We start from the raw sequence: 18,540 nt of genomic DNA, 5'->3' as shown, positions 1-18,540 counted from the left end.
AGCCTGCTCATAACTCTATCCTAGTCGATCTTAATGCTATCCTAGCTAATCACAACACTTCTACGCGTCAACCAGATGACACGCCACCCAGTGATCCGGTCTGGCTTCCCGCCATTCCGGCTCAATCTGACGACACTGCTCCACAGCCCATGGGCAGCGGGTATGAAACCGGCAGCCCGTTGGCGGATTCAGTGGGCTCGGCAGCTCTCCGCGCAGCGTAATTTTCTCCCGCTGCCGCTGTATTTTCGGATTGGGGATCGGAATCGCACTCATCAACGCTTGAGTATAGGGATGCAGCGGCTGGTCAAACACCGCAGCTTTATGGCCGAGCTCGACCATTTTTCCCAGGTACATGACGCCGACGCGATCGCTCACATGACGAACGACGGACAAATCATGCGAAATGAACAAGTACGTCAAATCAAGCTCCTTCTGGAGCTGCCCGAACAAATTTACGATTTGCGATTGGACGGAGACATCCAGAGCCGACACGGGCTCATCGCAAACGATAAATTTGGGGCGCAGAGCGATAGCTCTTGCGATGACAATACGCTGGCGCTGCCCGCCGGAAAACTCATGGGGGTATTTCTCCAGACTGGCCGGGGACAGCCCGACCATCTCCAGGAGTTGCCTGGCTTGCTGCTCCTCTTGTCCCGGATGGAGCTGATGAATCCGAAAGGGCTCTGTCAAAATGTCGCGAACTTTCATTCGGCCATTGAGCGCGGAATAAGGATCCTGGAAAACGATTTGCATATCCTTACGGAGCTTCCGCAGCTGTTCCCCCGAAAGCGTGGACAGATCCTGCCCGTTATAGCGCACTTGCCCTTCCGTAGGACGCTCCAAATACAGCACCGCGCGCCCTGTCGTCGATTTCCCGCATCCGCTTTCGCCCACAAGGCTTAGCGTCTCGCCCGGCATCAGCTCAAAGCTTACTCCGTCGACCGCTTTAACAACAGATCGGCCCAAACCGAAAAGCTTGGCCGATTGCGTATAATGCTTCTTTATATTATCTGCAACGAGCAAGGGAGTGGTCTGTTCCCGCTGTTCCGTCATACTCATTTTCTTTCCCCCTCTGCCGGGTGCCAGCAGGCTACCGCATGTCCTTGCTGAATTTCGGCCAGCTCCGGAGTCTGCTCCCTGCATATGTCCGTCGCCAGCGGACAGCGCGGATGGAAGGGGCAGCCGCCGGGCATGTTTTTCAAATCCGGCACGACGCCTGGGATCGTATTCAGCTCCGCTCCCTCATCGCCGAATAAATCTGGAATGCTGTTCAGCAATCCGATCGTGTACGGATGGCGCGGCGATTCAAGCAAATCGTCCACTGCCCCAACCTCCATCAGCCGGCCTGCATACATAACGGCCACGCGATCGGCTGCGTCAGCAATGACACCCATATCATGTGTAATCAACAAAATAGACGTGTCGTATTCCCGTCTAATTTCCTTTAACAGGTCCAGAATTTGCGCCTGTATAGTCACATCAAGCGCCGTTGTCGGCTCATCCGCAATAATGACCTGGGGATTGCAGGCAAGCGCCATCGCGATCATGACCCGCTGCCGCATTCCACCCGACATCTCAAACGGATATTGATGAAAACGGGCCTCCGGGTCGGAAATTCCTACCGCTTTCAGCAATTCGATCACTTTTTGTTTGCGCTGCGATTTGCGCAGCTTAGTATGAAGTATATATAATTCCTCAATTTGCCGGCCAACCGGAATCAATGGATTCAAGGCGGTCATCGGCTCCTGAAAAATCATCGAGACTTTATTGCCGCGAATGTTCCGCATCTGTGATTCAGACATGCTTCTTAACGATACGCCTTCAAGCGTAATGTCCCCGTGATCAAAACGGGCATTTGCGGGAAGCAGCTTCATCAACGACAGCGCAGTGAGGCTTTTGCCGCTGCCGCTTTCCCCGACGAGGCCCAAAATCTCGCCCTTATTCAACTGTAGGGATACGTCCCGGAATGCCGTCACCGGACCCGATTCCTGCTGAAAAGATAAAGTAAGCTGCTCGATTTTCATAATAGCGGAGTCAGCAGTGCCAGCAGCAGTATCGCCGGACGGAAATGTTTGCCGCGGAGTCGTCATAGCCAGCCTCCTCCCAGCGGTTCATGAAATTGTCCCGCGTACTGCCCGGCATGATATGCCGCGATCTCCTCGCAAGTGGCCCACCAAACCTCCGGGTCGTTTTTCAATCGGGTCAGCAGTCGTTCCAGCGCGATGATCCGCGACCCCCGGCCGCTGATCCAGCAGTGGACGGTCAATAAGAATAGCCCGCCGTAACGCTTGATTCCTTCAAACTCCTGATACCATGTATCTGTCACGGTGTCCGGGTTTAAGGGCGGATTCCCCGAAAAGCCCCCAAAATAACGATAAAAAATGGCGTCGTCAAGCAGCCACTGAACCGGCACTTCCGGCAGCCCATCGATCCAATAAGGGTGGTCATAGCCCATCATGGAGCTGTCATAAGGGATACCGTGACGCTGCAGCAGCTTAAAGGTATCGGGCGTCATCTCCCACGACGGCGAACGAAATCCCATCGTTCGGGGACCGATCACCTTCTCCAGCGCCTGCTTGCCCAGCACGATGCTTTCCTCCACCTGCTCCTCGCTCAGCTCATCGACCCGTTCGTGCAAATACCCGTGCAGGCCTATTTCATGTCCCCCTTTGGCGATGGCCTCCACCGCCATAGGATACTTCTCGGCAATAACGCCTGGGATATAGAAACTGGCTTTGATATCTAGGCGGTCCAGCATCTCCAAAATCCGGTAGATGCCCTGACGAGGCCCGAAGGCTCTCTGTTCCAGCTCTCCGAGAGCATTGGACGAGGCATTCCGGGTCCGCCACAAATAAGGGCTCTCACCGTCGAAATCAATACTGAAGGCTGCAGCGCAGCGCTTCCCATTCGGCCAGTTATAAGTCGTATGCATCGCTTCACGTCACCTTCCCGTCCTGGGGCTGCGGCCGCTTAAAGGTACCTGCCGTACGGCCGCCATCTACCGCGAGTGTAGACCCCGTAATGAAAGAGGCGCTCTTCGAGCACAAATACAAAATAGCCGCAGGTGCATCCTGCGGACCGGATGTGCGGCCGAGCGGAATTTGGTTAATCATATTTTGCACATAGTCTGCGGACAGCTCGCTCACTTCGCTGCCTGGAGCAAATCCGGGCGATACCGCGTTAACCCGGATCTGATACGGAGCGAGCTCCAGCGCAAAGGAACGGGTCAGCATCGCTAAAGCGGCTTTACCTGTGGAATAATGCCCGCCCCCGATTTGATTGCTTAGCGCAGCCCCGGAGCTGATATTGATGATCGAACCCTGCTTGCCGTCTTTGATCATTTGCTTAGCCAGCAGCTGTGTCAGCAAAAATGGAGCCGTAACGTTAACCCCAAGGGAAGCGTTCCATTCATCCGTGCTCATTTCCAGCAATCTATGCCTTTGGTAAATTCCAGCGTTATTGATCAATATATCTGCTGAAGACCATTCCTGTTCGATGAACTCAGCCAGTTCAGCGATCGAGGCTTCCCGGGTCAAGTCGGTTGTATGGAACAGCAGCTCTGCGTCCTGCAACAACGGATCTTCTCCCATCGCTCTCAGCTCATCATGGCGGATGTCGGATAAGCACAGCTTCGCTCCCTGCGCCGCAAAGGCCTGGGCAATCCAAGTGCCGAAAATGCCGGCAGCTCCGGTAATGACCACCTTTTTACCAATAAACTCTCCTTCAAAATGCAATGCGATCACCTCGATGTTATCTTCTTTGATTTTTCGGATCCAGCCGATCCCTGACAGCGTCTCCGAGCATATTTATCGAAAGCACAATGAGGAAGATGGCAAGGCCCGGAAACGTGGCTAACCACCAAGCTGTCGAAACGTACTGCCTTCCTGCAGACAGCATATTGCCCCAGCTCGGGTTAGGCGGTTGAACCCCCAGTCCGATGAAAGACAGCGAGGCTTCGAACAGAATCATAAGACCGATCTCCAGAGTAGCCACCACCACCAGCGGGGGAATCAACTCGGGCATAATATGCTTGATGAGCAGCCGGCCCGGGCGAGCACCCAAAGCGGCTGTCGCTTTCACGAAGTCCTTGTTCACCGTTGAGAGCGTCGTGCTTTGGGCTACACGGGCATATCTCGGCCAGCGTGTCAGACCGAGGACAATGACCAGGTTCAATAAGTTGGGCCCAAGCACCGCTACGGTCAAAATCGCGAGCAGCAAAAAAGGAATAGACAGTAATATGTCGGCAACCCGCATAATGACCGCGCTGACCCAATTTCGATAAAATCCGGACACCATTCCGAGGAATCCGCCGACGAGCCCGGAAATTAAGACGGCCGTCACCGATACGACCAAGGAGACACGCGCCCCGTGAATGAGCCGGCTGAATACATCCCGGCCTAATTCATCGGTGCCTAGCAAATAGGTCGAGCCGTCCGGACCAACAAAGCCAGGCGCTTGCAAACGAAGCGAAAGCTCTATCAGCGTAGGATCATGCTGCGTAAACAATCCGGGCAGAAATGCTACAACAACGAAAAGCAGCAGGATAAGCGCAAACGGCAGAACGGATAACGTCCCCAGCCTCCGCAGCCGGGCCTTCGCTCTCGCTGCCAGCGAACGGGCTTGAGCCTGCGTATCAGGCGCAGGCGTAGGTGATATGTTCATTGTGATGTTTCTCTCCCCAGCTTGATCCTTGGGTCAATCCACCCATAAATAAGATCCGTAATCAGGTTAATGAAAATATAAACCGCAGCCCCCAAGACGACCACAGCTTGCACCAGCGGGAAATCCCTTGCCGCGATGGCTTGAATCGTCAGCTGTCCCAGGCCAGGCCAGGCAAATATCGTCTCCGTAATGACCGAGCCTCCTAATAAATTCGCGCATTCCAGCCCAACAACAGTAATGATTGGAATAGAGGCATTCCGCAGTAGATGCCGGTACAGCATCCGGGGAATCCCCACCCCTTTGGAGCGGGCCGTTCTTACGTAATCCTGACCCAGCTGCTCCAGCATGCTGGAGCGGGTCATTCTCGCCACCGTAGCAATGGACAGCGAGGCCAGCGTGATGGCAGGAAGAATCAGTGACTGTAAATTTTCCGCTCCCGAAGAGGGCAGCCATTTCAGCTGCACCGCAAAAAGCATAATTAAAAGAATGCCTGTCCAAAAAGCGGGCATGCTTTGCCCGACCAGAATGAAAGGCATGCATATTTTTTCGATCCATGTGCCTTTGTAAATCGCTGTAATCATCCCGAGCGGCACGCCGATAATCACGGTCAGAATGAGCGCGAATATCGCCAAATCGATCGTATAGGGGATCCGCTCCATCACAATGTCCAGAACGGGCATATTTTGAATATATGAATAGCCGAGATCCGCCGTAAAAATCTGCTTCAGGAAGTGCAAATACTGAAGACCCACGGGCTGATCCAGCCCGAGGGCGTGCCTTAGCACAGCTATATCTTCAGCGGTTGCATTCTGAGGAACCATGAGCAGAACAGGATCTCCGGTCAAGCGCAGGATGAAAAAGATGATGGTAGCTACTCCAAATATCGAAACCAGAGCTTGGACGATTCGCTGTCCTACGTAAAGCATATGCGCTCCCCCCTACGCTCCCTTATTTAACCCATTTGATATCTTTGACGAAGAAGTTCTCCTGCGGGTCAGGCTGCCACTGCAGCTTATTAGATGCGCCATATAGTGCAAAGTGCTGATATAACCCGATACCTGGCACATCCTGCTGAAGGACATTCAATGCGGTTTTATAATTTTCGATCCTTGCCGCCTCGTCCGTCGTCGTTCTTGCCGCATCTACCGCTTGGTCGAATTCCGGATTAGAGTAGCTGCTCCAGATCGTATCGGTACGGAATAGCGGAAGAAGAGTACCGTCGGCATCCATGCAGCCGCAGGACCAAATGCCGTAGCGGATACTGCCCCATTTGCGGGCAGGGTCCTGAACTTTTTTCAGAAAAGTTGCGTGATCTGTGCTGACAATATTGACTTTAATGCCGATTTTATCGAGATCGCCCTGAATGGCTTGAACGACACGCTGGTCAAATGACGGTGATGTAGGCAGGTCAACTGTAATGCCGTTATCATATCCTGCCTCTTTCAACAATTCCTTGGCTTTCTCCGGGTCGTAGTCATAGCCGGAAATGCTAGGATCGTAGCCGAACGACAGCGGCGTCAGCACCTGAGTAACCCGCTCGCCATAGCCTTGCAAAAGCGATTCAATAATCGAATCATAGTTAATGCCGTGAGCAATCGCCTGATTTACTGCGGTTGACTTGGTCGGCGTATCATCTACCATGTTGAAGGCCAGAAATGCGATGCGCTCTGTCGGTGTGGAGATGATCTGCAGATTGGAATTGCTCTGAATGCTCTCCACATCGTCAGGGCTTACCCCGGATACGAAGTCAGCCTTGCCCGAGAGCAGGTCAGCCACCCGGCTGGCCCGGTCCGGCACGAAACGGAATTCAACCGCTGCAACTTCCGGTTTACCATCCCAATAATCCTCATTGGCCTTCAGCGTAATTTGCGTCCCTTTGGCCCAGCTGTCGAATTGGTATGCGCCGCTGCCTACTGGTTTCAAATTGAACTGTTCATTGCCTACTTCTTCAACGTACTTTTGCGGGACAATGCTCAAATTAACGAGCTGCGCCAGCAGCGTAGGACTCGGTTCATTTGTTGTAATCTTAAGTTCATTGCCCTCAGCTTCTGCGGAAGCGATCATATTGAAGTTGGCATACTGCGGGCTGAGAAATTCTTTGTCCAGAATGCGCTGGATGCTGAATGCAGCATCCTCCGCTGTGAGCGGGTCGCCGTTGTGAAACTTAATATCACTGCGAATCGTAAACGTCCACTCTGTTGGAGAATCCTGCTTCCACGCTTCGGCTACTCCTGCTGTAAATTCGTTGGTCGCTGGATCGCGGCGGAGCAAATTGTCAAATATGTTCCGGTATACAGCATAGCTGTCAAAATTGTACTGCAGCCCCGGATCCAAATTGGCCGCTTCATTGGCGAGATCGACAACCAGCTTGCGGCTATCCGATGAGGCTTCGCCCTGCGGCTGCGATTTATTGCTATCCGCTTGCTTGGCAACGCTGCATCCGGCAAGGGCGATAATAAACAACAGTCCAATTATTAAAATGGCGGTTTTTTGTACGCTTTTCAATGATGCTTTCATTTTAAATCCCCCAGTAATATCTTTTAGTAGAAAACTTTTTTAAGATTGAAGCGATATTAGACGTAGATTCATGCGATCCATGCTATCATCTGGTTAGGCGGGCTCCAGGCTCCAGCACCGGGACCTGGACCTTCACGGTTTCGGGATATTTTATCCCGCTCCCCGTATTCAGGGCTATCACAGTCTCCCCTTCTTTAATCCATCCGCCTTCCCTAAGCTGACGGGCCGCCGCAAAGGTGGCTGCGCCCTCTGGACAGACGAACGCCCCTTCCAAACTTGCGATGGTCTCCAGTTCCTTCAGCAGCGTGTCATCGTCAATAGCTACTGCGCAGCCACCGCTATCGTAAATCGCTTCAAGTACGAGGAAATCACCCAGCGCCTTTGGCACGTTGATTCCGAAAGCCGCTGTCGCTGAATTCTCCCAAAACTCAGAGACGTTCTTGCCTTCCTCCCATGCCTTGACGATCGGCGCGCAGCCTGCTGCTTGAACAGCTACCAGCCGCGGGAGCTTGTCTTCGATCCAGCCTAGCTCAATAAGCTCCTTCAGCGCTTTATAAATTCCTATCAGCCCTACGCCGCCTCCTGTCGGATAAAGAATGACATCGGGCACTTTCCATTGAAGCTGCTCCACGATTTCCAGTCCCATCGTTTTCTTGCCTTCAATCCGGTATGGCTCTTTCAAGGTCGAGGCATCGAATAAGCCATGTTCTTTAACCGCTTGCCCGACAATTTGCCCGGCATCACTGATCAGACCATTTACCAGATACAAATTCGCGCCTGAGATCGCGCATTCGTTACGGGTAATTTCCGGAGCTCCCACCGGCATTACAATGGTGGCCCGGATTCCGGCTCGGGCGGCATACAGCGACCAAGCCGCGCCTGCATTACCGTTGGTAGGCATAGCCAGTTCCTGTACCGCCAGCTCTTTGGCCTTGGATACCCCGACAGCCGCTCCCCGTGCCTTAAAGCTTCCTGTGGGGATCACCCCTTCATCCTTCATCCACAGTTGCCCGATTCCCATTGATGCGCCAAGACGATCCATCCGCAGCAGGGGAGTCATCCCTTCCCCTAACGTCACAATATTATCTGGAGCGGTGACAGGGAGAAGCTCATGATATCTCCACAGATCGTTGGATCGTCCTGCTAGAGCGGCTGGACCCCAGCGCTTCTTAAGCTCCTGAAGATCATAATCAACGAGCAACGGAGAACCGCATGCGCACAACTGCTGGATGATATTGAACTCATACTTTTCCCGGCATTTGGGACAATGCAGATGACTGATGTAGCTGAATTTCATAAGCCAGCCTTCCTTCGTGATAGTAATCGCCTGTTAAGCATTTATTTCTATTTTTCTTTTCCCTACTAATCAAGTCGGTATACTAAATCATTAAAAAACAATTTATCATGTTAAATAGTGGATGTCAATATGGATTGTGAAGGACTTCATAGGGAGCGAACCCACCAGAGACAAAAAAGATCGCCCCGGTTATGAACCGGTAGCGATCGCTTTGTTTATTAATTTATGTATAGCATTTCCATAGCTTGGAGCAGGCTTGTCAGCATTTTGGCCGCTTCGCCTCGCGTTGGGCTGCAGACGGGTGCACTTCATGTCTTAATATTTTATAAATACACTTTACCTCCATATAATTAAAATAGGATACAAATTACTTTCCTGTTAATCTAAAGTATTTTCTGTATCAGTATCATTTTTCAAAGCCTCATTTAATACTTATGTTTCGTTTATAAAGCTAGATATATCGATATTAATTAATCGAAAGTTTTCATACATTTTTAATTTATTTTATACGGAAGCCCTATTTCCTCCCCAATTTCATCTATAGTCTCTTTAACAATTTTTCTAACATCATCATCAAAACTAGTTACAAGAGAAGATCTCATTAGTTCATAGCTGGTTTTCAAATTTAGATTAACAACAACAGATGAATATAAATCTACTAATTCAACTGAAGTTGGATCCCATAATGTTTGAACAATATTATCAACTCTTTTTCTTAATAAATCATCTAATAATTCATATGTATGAGCATGCCTATCCGCAAATTCACAAATTCAACTGTCTCTAATTTACATATTGGTTCAATTTCATCTCCATCTTCGTCATAAAATGGATCTTCAATTATTGTATAGTCTATACAAGATATAATTGCTTGATGCATTCCCTCCATGCCATTAAAATTTGTATGTATATTTAATACTTTTTAGAATTCCCTCCAAATGGATCGCCTTCTCAATCTTGATTATGATTTTACGGTCTTCAAAGTCACAAAGATCATCCATCAAATTTAAAGAGTAGTTGTAATTTCAAGTAATTTAGTTTCTATAAACTCTATTACTTCAGCATAATTTTTAGATTCAAATCTATCTATTGGTTTATCCCAGTCTTCGTTTATCAAAATTAAAACCAAGAAGCTACCCTCTGGAGAAATATCTGGTTTCCAGCCCATATCTAAGATTATTGATTTTTTTTGATAATATAACTGTAACAAACTGTCTGTAAACATAAACCAAATATCATCATCGGGATCTAAATTATGTGGATCAATTCCCCAAAAATTATTTTTGCTTACTGACCAACCTGCTGGGATCCTCAATGGATGAATATTTAGCTTAGGTACATCCAATTTCACAAATTTTCTAATAATAAATCCTCCTACATTTTAATTTAATACTGATTTCCTGAGATGATTTATGTTCGAGTGAGCTTTCAAGGTTATGAAGTGCTTGTTAAGTTGTTATGTTATTTATTCCACTAGCATCATCTAATTTGGCAACACTTGTAACCTCTCTCATGAAAGAAGTTACAGCATAACAATTTTCTAGATCATCCTCATCTAGCATCGACCAATAATAAATAGTATTCTTATGAATATTAATATCTTGAAGAAGATGGTATCTGATAATACTGGCCCATTCCGCCTCAGCCTTTCCTTCTACTATAGCATCATTAAATGATGAGATAATAATAATCATTAAAGCGAATCTTTCCTCTTTGTTTAATTCAATATTTTCATAGGCGTATACAAACTCCTTTATTCTTGAGGAATCTGCCACTTCATACTCCCAATCTTGTGAATATTCATCAGGAGCAGGTAATTTTATTTTTTTTACAAGACCTTCGATAGCGCTACTAGTAACATATTCTGGATATGTATTCTCCATGGTTATTTCTCCTTTTGAACAATCTTTCATCGTAAGTTATTCGTAGCTTCTATCTGTATGACACCTACCCCGATTTCTGCTGCTATCAGCAATAAATACAAAGAACTTATGGGATATCCAACATAGCGATACAATAAAACTGAAGGTTTTGTGTGCGTGTAAGTAAAATGACGAAATCCTTAGACGGTAGTCATCAAGCCTAAATAGGAACCATTACAAAAAAAGACCACAACACGGGTGACTGCTCGTCTTATGGTTATGTTGTGCTAACTTGACGCTTGGCCTCGGCATCCCGGTCATAATTCTTTCGCTTCAAATAGGCATAGTAACCACTTCTGGAAACACAAAATAGCTAGCACAGTTCAGCTACCTGCCCCCGCCGGGCTGCTTGTTCGACGAGTTTGAAACGTTCTTTCTTACCTCCCTCATCCAAATCTCTAAACACTTTTTTAGCATCTCATTCTCCCACTTCACTCTTGATCCAAATACTCTTTTCGCCTTCCTCGTTGATCCAGTAATCCAAACTCCCCTTGCTGCCTTCGATACATCCACAAGTCCCCGTAAAATCTCATTATCTTTAGCTTGATTCTCTATATGTGCCTTCAATTCCTTTATCGGTAATTGTTCCTTAAGAGCTTTCCACGGATTACCTGGCTGCTTAGGCGGCGCCTTCTTACCACTTCGTATATCTATGTAATCTTGATAGAACTCCGCATATTCTTGCTGTTCTTGGGCTCTTTCCTTTTCGACTTTTTCTTTGGCTTAGGTGGGGGTGGGATGAACTTTTCTTTATAGCGCCTCTGTAGCTCGTCTTCACCTAGCGCTTTTAATGATTCCTTAGCACTTTCTTTAGTTTTTGGATTTTGTAATCGAGCAATGACATCGTTTGTAATTTTTTGTTGAACTTCTTCCGTCCAATGATAGGTCGGTAAAGAAAATCCGTTAATATATCTTCGATTTTCTTTTCTTTCTTTATTAGCTACCTCCAATTCATGATCCACATACAACTTTTCTAACTCTTCATCCGTAAGCATGTCCAGAAAGTCCATTTCATCCTTCTCGAAATTCACTTTCTTCGCTTTAATCCCTATATACTCCGGCCGGATTTCCATATAATGCTCCGTGTTCGTGAAGAAGGTGATCGTCTTGTCAGCTACTAGCTTGATATGCTCCGGTACATTTTGGCCGCCTAGTTCGATTTCATCAGACGCTACTACGAGAATTGATTCCGTAGCGTTTAATGAAATATTATTCCCATCCAGAGTTAAACTGACGGTATTCTTCTCGAATAACACACCGTCTTCGCCAAGTTCCATTTTCGCCCCTCCAGGCATGTGAAACACCTTTGTGGTCGGCTTCTGGAAGACGGTGCGCGACTTCATCTCTTCGTTTTTCCCCCGTACCGAATTGATGGCAATCGCCTTTTTCTCCGTTCCCTCTGGAAAATAAACTTTGATGCGCGCCCCTTCCTCCGGCATACAGTGGAAGATGTTGTTGCCTTCCGGCGAGTACGGGAACCACCAATTTCCTCGTTCGTCATGGTCATGGTCAATGTCCAAATGTACCTTAACCATGTTGTTTCCGCGTTTCATAACGCGTCCTTCAAGGGCAACTCCCTGGATGGCACGATTCGTTCTTACCTTACGACGAAGCGCTGCGCGCTGTACGAGTACATATTCATAATAGATTAAACCAGACTCATAGGTAATCACGGACTCCGTAACCACCCACATCTGTCCCTTAAAAGAAACATTGTCCCCCACCTGGCAGTACTGGTTCGTATGTACCCGGTAACTGACAAAGTCAGACTCCCCCAAGGATGAACTTACTTCCGAATTCGCTTGAATGTCAAGAAAGCTCTCCCGATCTTTAATGATCGAATAATGATGGGATCGGATAACCTTCCCCCAAGAGAAATCAGGTACGCCAAAATAAACCCGAGGCGCATCCATGACTACATCAGGAAGGATTACCGTACCGATCCGTGATGCCAGCCTTTTAAAAAACTGCCAATTCGTCTCTTCATACTGCACGATGAGCTGACCAATCGTCGCTTCGGGTGACGTCGCTTCGTTCTGGGCATCCCCTCCGGGATACAGATTGGCAATTTGCCGAATCAAATCCGTATAACTCAGGTACTTGTTCTGAAAGGAACGACTCTCCAATTGGCGATCCATTTCATAGGTTCTCGATAGACCTTCTATCGTCACATGGGGAATACCATCTTCCATCTGAATATCGATATTGGAGATTCCGCCAGCAAACAGGTATTCAGTCACCTGCTCGGTAGTTTTACGAATAAGCAAGCTATCTAATAAAAAAGCTTATTCCTACCTAACACTCAAGTAGAAATAAGCCGCTAATGATTTTCGCATATTATTCAATGTATTAAACCTAATCTTAACTATTCACTAACTCATCTCGTGCCGCATATACTTCTGTCATCATTAGTGCACCAAGCTGAAATCCATGAATAAAAGAAACTTCAGAATGCATTGAGCCTGATTTACTACGTAAATCAAGTAATTCTTCAAGCTGACTAAATTCTGTTGCAGATAACTTCTTCTCCCACGTTCTTATGACTTCGGATATTCTCCGGTTTAATGCACGGTATTCGGGATCAGTTGGAACAATCGTTTCTACAGGGCGAATGTCTCCACAATATAACGCTTCTAAAATACTTCTCATTTTCCTCTTCCTTTCGTACTGGATTATACGTTGAAAGAAAGACTCGCACATGGTAGAGTAAGTGTGCAGTCTGCCTCTCAGGCAATTGCGTTAAGGAAGCGGCGCTTTTTGGTAGGAGGCCGTTTCCTTTTTTATTCACGATCATGTAACTTTTACTATTCAAGTTTGTTTTTCGAGTCCTATTACTAAAGCTAAGTTCAATGGTATACTTAGATATTCGTCTAAATTTTTCCTGTTAACACCTCCTCAATTTCATAATTTAATCACTCTTCGGTACTCTTATGACTACCACAATTTAATGATATTACGGTTAAGACTACCAGTCAATGCATTTTCATAACAATCATGATATTATTATTGTTATGAAATAACTCGGAGGAATGCATATGAAAATCCGATTACGATTAAAAGAAATTCTTGCCGAGAAAGGCATCTCCCAAAGAGAGCTTGCCCGGAGAATGGGAATTCGCCATCCTACTATTAACCATCTATGTTCTGATTCTGTTGATAGAGTTTATATACGTACTTTAGAGAAAATCTGTGAGACTTTGGATATTACAGTGGACCAACTTATTGTTTCCGTCGAGGGTGATGAGTCTGCAGATAAATAGTGTATTAGTTTTTCTCTTTATACTCAGCAGATAAAACAGGCCAATCATGATATTCCATGATTGGCCTGTTCAGGGTGCAAGATATTACTCGAAGCACGGTCTAACAACTTGTGAATCAGCTTGTGTAATCAATCCAGCCTGTTTAATTTCCTGTTCTCATTTTGTTACGTCATTCAACTCCTCGTTTATTTTCTGAACATAAAAACTCATTCTTACTCCATAATTCAAGTTGTTAGGTTTGCAAATGGGCTTACACAAAAATGTATTAACGCCCCCTACTAGAAGTCTACTTGTTTCCAGTCAATCTCACATTTTTTTTCGTATGTTATAAAACCTTCAGCCGAAAATCTTTTTTCAAGCATCCTACTAGCCTCGTGTTTACTGCAATCCTTTTCCATATAAATTTCATCTTGTAAAAATAATATGAATATAGAACTAGTTGCATCATTATTCACCAAATAAAAACCCAATAATTCGTTATATTGAGTGCTAAAAAACAAATCTATATACTCTATTTTGAGTTTAATATTTTCCTTGCATTCAATTAATCCTTCATAACTAGCAAATAAATTAAAATCATCCAAATCGTAAATTCTATTCACAGAGATTAACGGATTCATACCTCTTATATACAAACCTATAACATCACCATTATCTTTCTCAAAGAAAAGGACATGGTCTAATCTCTCATTATCATCCTCATCATGCAAATAAATAATATTTGATATTTCTTTTTGCTCGAAAAAATAATCAAACTTTTTTGTAAAAGATAATATATAGTTATTCATAGCATTCTCACTCTCCAATCAAATCTAATTCGGATTTTAACTTACTTGATAAACGCTTCAGAATCTATTCTTTAAAACCTGAAGATATGTGCATCCTGCTTGCTCAACACTGTCGCCTGTCCATGATTTGGCATTCGTTTCAAGCATTTGATTCTGGGCATGCAGAAAAGCTCAGCTGATATTACTTTTTCTTATCTAGAGGTAGTCCTTCACCGCTAGGTTTACCCGTCCCCTAAGTTGTAATCTTAAATTTAGAAATAAAGAAGGAGCTACCCCTGTTTGTTGAACCTTTTGGGAAGCCCCTTACAATTAATGAACTTTACATCAAAATTATTCGCAGATCCATACTCGCTCAAAGATTATTTCTGATGCACCAATATTTCTTATTAAATATTGGACAAATTCTTTTCAATATAGGGATGACATAATAAATCTATTAATTCTTTCGTATAATATTTTTTTTGATACTGATCCAAATTATTATTAATTATTAAAATTTGACCCTCTTTTCTAAACAATTGATAATCTCCATTTTCTAAAAAAAACATATCTCCTTTAATTTCCCTCATAAGTGTTCCAATAACTTTAAATAAAACTTCCAAACCTTCATAAAATGTTTTTCCAAATAATTGTATTCTTAACTCTGTATCTATATTCATTTTGTACTCTTCTCTTAAAAAATCAATAGATGTAATCTCATTCGTTTCAATTCCCATTGAAAAATATTTACAACTAATATCAGATGAGTCTCCGTTATCATATTCTTGTACTTTATCTCCCAAAACATCACTAATTATTTTAGATAAACTTTTCTTCAATACTGTATGATCTAAATTAGAAACTAAGAATAACTCACAGTCCATTTCCATTACCTCCCATAGACTCTTGTAATTACTCCATCTTTAACCACCAACAGCTCTTTTAATCTTTTTAAATCACCATTAGGATTAGCTTTTCTAGTAATTTCTCCAACTATTTCATCAACCTTTTCGCTTGGAAACTTGTCTAGGTTAAGAACAATTCTTTCAGCTTGATCTTTATTTTTAGTAGCAATGGTCCTAATAATATTTACAACTTTAACTTCGGGTGTTGGGGCATAACAATCAAAAACTTTATTTTCAATTAGGAAATCCGGGTTTTTATTTTTCTTGATCCCAAAACCGTTTCCACCATCAATCTCATCTAACATTCGAACTTCGTATCCTTGATTAGCTAGAGTTTTAGCAGTTTCATTTTGCTTAATAATTCCGTATGCATCACCGTCTGCAAAATTACCATATGGCTTTGATCCTTTAGGCAAAGAGGGTTCTGTTAAACCACTGTTCCTTCTTAAATAATAAGCATCTTCTATTAGTTCTGTGTATTCTTTCTGAGTAAGACCTTGTCTTTTTGATGCTTCATCCCAATATTTTTGATATCTTAACGCTTCTTCTGGATCCATCTCATCAATCCAACTTGGGATTTTAGAACCACCTTTACCCGTCACCCCTAAAGATTCATGTGGGCTTGTGTTCCTTTTCTCTATAGCGTCAAGCAATTCCTTCTCATTCTTCAAATTTGGAGTCTCGTTTAATAAAGAAGACTTTTTGGCCAGATTCTCTAATTCCATCTCCTTAGAAACTTTAACTACTCCATCTAAGCGAGCTTTAGGTGTAGAAATCTGGTCAATACCCTTCATATACTTGATATTAGCTGCTGTATTAGCCCCTTTGATTCCAGCTTTTCCGAGCATCTTTATATCTACTATCGACAACACTGCCCCTGACGTATCCAGCAATTCCTGGCTAATTCCCAAAAGGTTTGAATCCGAAATGATCCCATCATTTAGATCCCTCAGCTTCACAATACTAACACCAATTTGTGCGAGGCCCCAAGCACCGTTCAATGCAGCATATACATATAACGATGCTCCTGCGGTGAAAAAGGCACCTACGACAGCTACGGCTCCAAATATTAAATTTAGTTCCGCCATCAATTTTTGCTGCTTAACGACAAGCTCCTCAAAGGTAAAACGCGAATAATAGATCCCTTCATCAGTATCTTTACTAAAATAGTCCGGCATCAAGGGAATGATTTGATCTAACCGTTGCTCTTCTGCTTCTTCTATCATGCCAGATATTGCAGCTTTTGAAACTCCAACAAGCCCTTGAAAAATCGCATTTTCTTTAGCCTGCTTCTCTATATGCGACGACAATCCCTGAAGCGGTAGTTTTTCCTTCAGAGCTTTCCATGGATTACTTGGCTGCTGAGGAGCCGCCTTCTTGCCACTTCGTATATCTATGTAGTTTTGATAGAACTCTGCATATTCTTGCTGTTCTTTGGCTCTTTCCTTCTTTGATTTGTCTTCCTGTTTTGGCGGCGGCGGTAGAACCTTCTCTTGGTATCGTTTCTTTAACTCTTTATTTCCTAACCCTCTTAGCGACTCTTTGGCATCGTTTCTAGTTGCAGGATCTCTGAAACGCGCAGTAGCATCGTCCTTAATTTTTTGATTGCCTTCCTCCGTCCAACTCGGCATAATATGCGTGCCCGCCGGAACACTTTTCATGGCTTCGGCTCTTTGCTGTATAACTTTAAGGAATTCATTATCCACATACAACTTCTCAAGCTCTTCATCCGTAAGCATGTCCAGAAAGTCCATCTCAACCTTCTCGAAATTCACTTTCTTCGCTTTAATCCCTATATACTCCGGCCGGATTTCCATATAATGCTCCGTGTTCGTGAAGAAGGTGATCGTCTTGTCAGCTACTAGCTTGATATGCTCCGGCACATTTTGGCCGCCTAGCTCGATTTCATCAGACGCTACTACGAGAATTGATTCCGTAGCGTTTAATGAAATATTATTCCCATCCAGAGTTAAACTGACGGTATTCTTCTCAAATAACACACCGTCTTCGCCAAGTTCCATTTTCGCCGCTCCGGGCATGTGAAACACCTTTGTGGTCGGCTTCTGGAAGACGGTGCGCGACTTCATCTCTTCGCTTTTCCCCCGTACCGAATTGATGGCAATCGCCTTTTTCTCCGTTCCCTCAGGAAAATAAACTTTGATCCGCGCCCCTTCCTCCGGCATGCAGTGGAAGATGTTGTTGCCTTCCGGCGAGTACGGGAACCACCAATTTCCTCGTTCGTCAAGGTCATGATCAATATCCAAATGCACCTTAACCATGTTGTTACCACGTTTCATAACGCGTCCTTCAAGGGCAACTCCCTGGATGGCACGATTCGTTCTTACCTTACGACGAAGTGCTGCGCGCTGTACGAGTACATATTCATAATAGATTAAACCAGACTCATAGGTAATCACGGACTCCGTCACCACCCACATCTGTCCCTTAAAGGAAACGTTGTCCCCTACTTGGCAGTACTGGTTCGTATGTACCCGGTAACTAACAAAATCGGATTCCCCCAAGGGTGAATTTGTATCCGAATTCGCTTGAATATCAAGGAAGTTCTCCCGATCTTTAATGATCGAGTAATGATGGGACCGGATAACCTTCCCCCAAGAGAAATCAGGTACGCCAAAATAAACCCGAGGCGTATCCATGACTACATCAGGCAGGATTACTGTACCGATCCGCGATGCCAGCCTTTTTAAAAACTGCCAATTCGTCTCTTCATACTGCACGATGAGCTGACCAATCGTCGCTTCGGGGGACGTCGCTTCATTCTGGGCGTCCCCTCCGGGATACAGATGGGCAATTTGCCGAATCAAATCCGTATAAGTCAGGTATTTGTTCTGAAAGGAACGGCTTTCCAAATGGCGATCCATTTCATAGGTTCGCGACAGACCTTCTATGGTCACATGGGGAATACCATCTTCCATCTGGATATCGATGTTGGAGACTCCGCCTGCAAACAGGTAGTCATTCCCCTGCTCGGTAGATTTACGAATAAGTAAGCTATCTCGGTATGTCCCATTTCTTAAGCATAAGTCGGCTTGCTCCTCCGACATGGTCGTTGAAATATAACAACGAGCATGATCATTAAATTTGCGAACAATCCGGAAACTACGGACAGTCGATAGATCATATGGCAATTCAATTTGAAAACCATCTATATCACGCCATAATTTCATGTTAACTGCCTCCTTTCTTAAG

The 18,540-nt window shown here is 45.1% G+C and carries 16 protein-coding genes; 1 reads left to right on the top strand and 15 read right to left on the bottom strand.

Features of this window, described 5'->3' with window-relative positions; genetic code table 11:
• Positions 1-60: 60 nt before the first annotated feature.
• The 12 genes from ACYUJT_RS19455 to ACYUJT_RS19400 form a co-directional block, all read right to left on the bottom strand.
• Entirely contained in the window at positions 61-1,059 is a 999-nt protein-coding gene (locus ACYUJT_RS19455; RefSeq protein ID WP_460325319.1) for an ABC transporter ATP-binding protein, read from the bottom strand.
• The gene (locus ACYUJT_RS19450; protein ID WP_460325317.1) at positions 1,056-2,090 is read right to left on the bottom strand and encodes an ABC transporter ATP-binding protein; all 1,035 of its coding nucleotides are present in this window, start codon (positions 2,088-2,090) and stop codon (positions 1,056-1,058) included. Before ACYUJT_RS19450 ends, ACYUJT_RS19455 begins: the two co-directional genes overlap by 4 nt.
• The gene (locus tag ACYUJT_RS19445) at positions 2,087-2,932 is read right to left on the bottom strand and encodes a polysaccharide deacetylase family protein (RefSeq protein WP_460325315.1); all 846 of its coding nucleotides are present in this window, start codon (positions 2,930-2,932) and stop codon (positions 2,087-2,089) included. The genes ACYUJT_RS19450 and ACYUJT_RS19445 overlap by 4 nt, the downstream gene beginning before the upstream one ends.
• A 4-nt stretch (positions 2,933-2,936) precedes the next feature.
• The gene (locus ACYUJT_RS19440; RefSeq protein ID WP_460325313.1) at positions 2,937-3,743 is read right to left on the bottom strand and encodes an SDR family NAD(P)-dependent oxidoreductase; all 807 of its coding nucleotides are present in this window, start codon (positions 3,741-3,743) and stop codon (positions 2,937-2,939) included.
• A gap of 7 nt (positions 3,744-3,750) precedes the next feature.
• A complete protein-coding gene (locus ACYUJT_RS19435; protein WP_460325311.1) occupies positions 3,751-4,662 on the bottom strand; it encodes an ABC transporter permease in 912 nt (303 codons plus the stop codon).
• The gene (locus ACYUJT_RS19430; RefSeq protein ID WP_460325309.1) at positions 4,659-5,588 is read right to left on the bottom strand and encodes an ABC transporter permease; all 930 of its coding nucleotides are present in this window, start codon (positions 5,586-5,588) and stop codon (positions 4,659-4,661) included. The genes ACYUJT_RS19435 and ACYUJT_RS19430 overlap by 4 nt, the downstream gene beginning before the upstream one ends.
• 22 nt (positions 5,589-5,610) lie before the next feature.
• Positions 5,611-7,179, bottom strand: a complete 1,569-nt coding sequence (locus ACYUJT_RS19425) for an ABC transporter substrate-binding protein (RefSeq protein ID WP_460325307.1) — start codon at positions 7,177-7,179, stop codon at positions 5,611-5,613.
• Between the two features lie 85 nt (positions 7,180-7,264).
• On the bottom strand, positions 7,265-8,476 hold the full coding sequence (locus tag ACYUJT_RS19420; RefSeq protein ID WP_460325305.1) for a threonine synthase: 1,212 nt from the start codon (positions 8,474-8,476) through the stop codon (positions 7,265-7,267).
• A 1,006-nt stretch (positions 8,477-9,482) separates the two neighbouring features.
• On the bottom strand, positions 9,483-9,827 hold the full coding sequence (locus ACYUJT_RS19415; RefSeq protein WP_460325303.1) for a hypothetical protein: 345 nt from the start codon (positions 9,825-9,827) through the stop codon (positions 9,483-9,485).
• Between the two features lie 97 nt (positions 9,828-9,924).
• Positions 9,925-10,359 (bottom strand): hypothetical protein, encoded by a 435-nt coding sequence (locus ACYUJT_RS19410; protein WP_460325301.1) that lies wholly within the window; start codon positions 10,357-10,359, stop codon positions 9,925-9,927.
• A gap of 689 nt (positions 10,360-11,048) precedes the next feature.
• Complete coding sequence (locus ACYUJT_RS19405) at positions 11,049-12,665, bottom strand: hypothetical protein (protein WP_460325299.1); 1,617 nt, start codon at positions 12,663-12,665, stop codon at positions 11,049-11,051.
• Positions 12,666-12,759: 94 nt separating this feature from the next.
• Positions 12,760-13,047: a DUF6809 family protein gene (locus tag ACYUJT_RS19400; protein ID WP_460325297.1), complete on the bottom strand. Its 288-nt coding sequence runs from the start codon at positions 13,045-13,047 to the stop codon at positions 12,760-12,762.
• Between the two features lie 386 nt (positions 13,048-13,433).
• Here ACYUJT_RS19400 and ACYUJT_RS19395 point away from each other — a divergent pair, with 386 nt between their 5' ends.
• Positions 13,434-13,658: a helix-turn-helix domain-containing protein gene (locus ACYUJT_RS19395; protein ID WP_283927259.1), complete on the top strand. Its 225-nt coding sequence runs from the start codon at positions 13,434-13,436 to the stop codon at positions 13,656-13,658.
• A 278-nt stretch (positions 13,659-13,936) separates the two neighbouring features.
• On the opposite strand, the gene ACYUJT_RS19390 is transcribed toward ACYUJT_RS19395, so the two are convergent.
• The 3 genes from ACYUJT_RS19390 to ACYUJT_RS19380 form a co-directional block, all read right to left on the bottom strand.
• Entirely contained in the window at positions 13,937-14,446 is a 510-nt protein-coding gene (locus tag ACYUJT_RS19390; protein ID WP_460325295.1) for a hypothetical protein, read from the bottom strand.
• A 386-nt stretch (positions 14,447-14,832) separates the two neighbouring features.
• A complete protein-coding gene (locus tag ACYUJT_RS19385) occupies positions 14,833-15,309 on the bottom strand; it encodes a hypothetical protein (RefSeq protein WP_460325293.1) in 477 nt (158 codons plus the stop codon).
• Between the two features lie 5 nt (positions 15,310-15,314).
• Positions 15,315-18,518 (bottom strand): CdiA C-terminal domain-containing protein, encoded by a 3,204-nt coding sequence (locus ACYUJT_RS19380; protein ID WP_460325291.1) that lies wholly within the window; start codon positions 18,516-18,518, stop codon positions 15,315-15,317.
• Positions 18,519-18,540 lie beyond the last annotated feature (22 nt).

The organism is Paenibacillus sp. YSY-4.3 (assembly GCF_054767475.1).
Note: the sequence above shows the minus strand (reverse complement) of the source record. Positions and strands in the feature narration are given on the sequence as shown.

Bases quoted from the DNA above. Each gene is read 5' to 3' on its own strand.
- ACYUJT_RS19455 (WP_460325319.1), bottom strand. From the start codon at position 1,059: ATGAGTATGACGGAACAGCGGGAACAGACCACTCCCTTGCTCGTTGCA.
- ACYUJT_RS19450 (WP_460325317.1), bottom strand. From the start codon at position 2,090: ATGACGACTCCGCGGCAAACATTTCCGTCCGGCGATACTGCTGCTGGC.
- ACYUJT_RS19445 (WP_460325315.1), bottom strand. From the start codon at position 2,932: ATGCATACGACTTATAACTGGCCGAATGGGAAGCGCTGCGCTGCAGCC.
- ACYUJT_RS19435 (WP_460325311.1), bottom strand. From the start codon at position 4,662: ATGAACATATCACCTACGCCTGCGCCTGATACGCAGGCTCAAGCCCGT.
- ACYUJT_RS19430 (WP_460325309.1), bottom strand. From the start codon at position 5,588: ATGCTTTACGTAGGACAGCGAATCGTCCAAGCTCTGGTTTCGATATTT.
- ACYUJT_RS19425 (WP_460325307.1), bottom strand. From the start codon at position 7,179: ATGAAAGCATCATTGAAAAGCGTACAAAAAACCGCCATTTTAATAATT.
- ACYUJT_RS19420 (WP_460325305.1), bottom strand. From the start codon at position 8,476: ATGAAATTCAGCTACATCAGTCATCTGCATTGTCCCAAATGCCGGGAA.
- ACYUJT_RS19410 (WP_460325301.1), bottom strand. From the start codon at position 10,359: ATGGAGAATACATATCCAGAATATGTTACTAGTAGCGCTATCGAAGGT.
- ACYUJT_RS19400 (WP_460325297.1), bottom strand. From the start codon at position 13,047: ATGAGAAGTATTTTAGAAGCGTTATATTGTGGAGACATTCGCCCTGTA.
- ACYUJT_RS19395 (WP_283927259.1), top strand. From the start codon at position 13,434: ATGAAAATCCGATTACGATTAAAAGAAATTCTTGCCGAGAAAGGCATC.
- ACYUJT_RS19390 (WP_460325295.1), bottom strand. From the start codon at position 14,446: ATGAATAACTATATATTATCTTTTACAAAAAAGTTTGATTATTTTTTC.
- ACYUJT_RS19385 (WP_460325293.1), bottom strand. From the start codon at position 15,309: ATGGACTGTGAGTTATTCTTAGTTTCTAATTTAGATCATACAGTATTG.
- ACYUJT_RS19380 (WP_460325291.1), bottom strand. From the start codon at position 18,518: ATGAAATTATGGCGTGATATAGATGGTTTTCAAATTGAATTGCCATAT.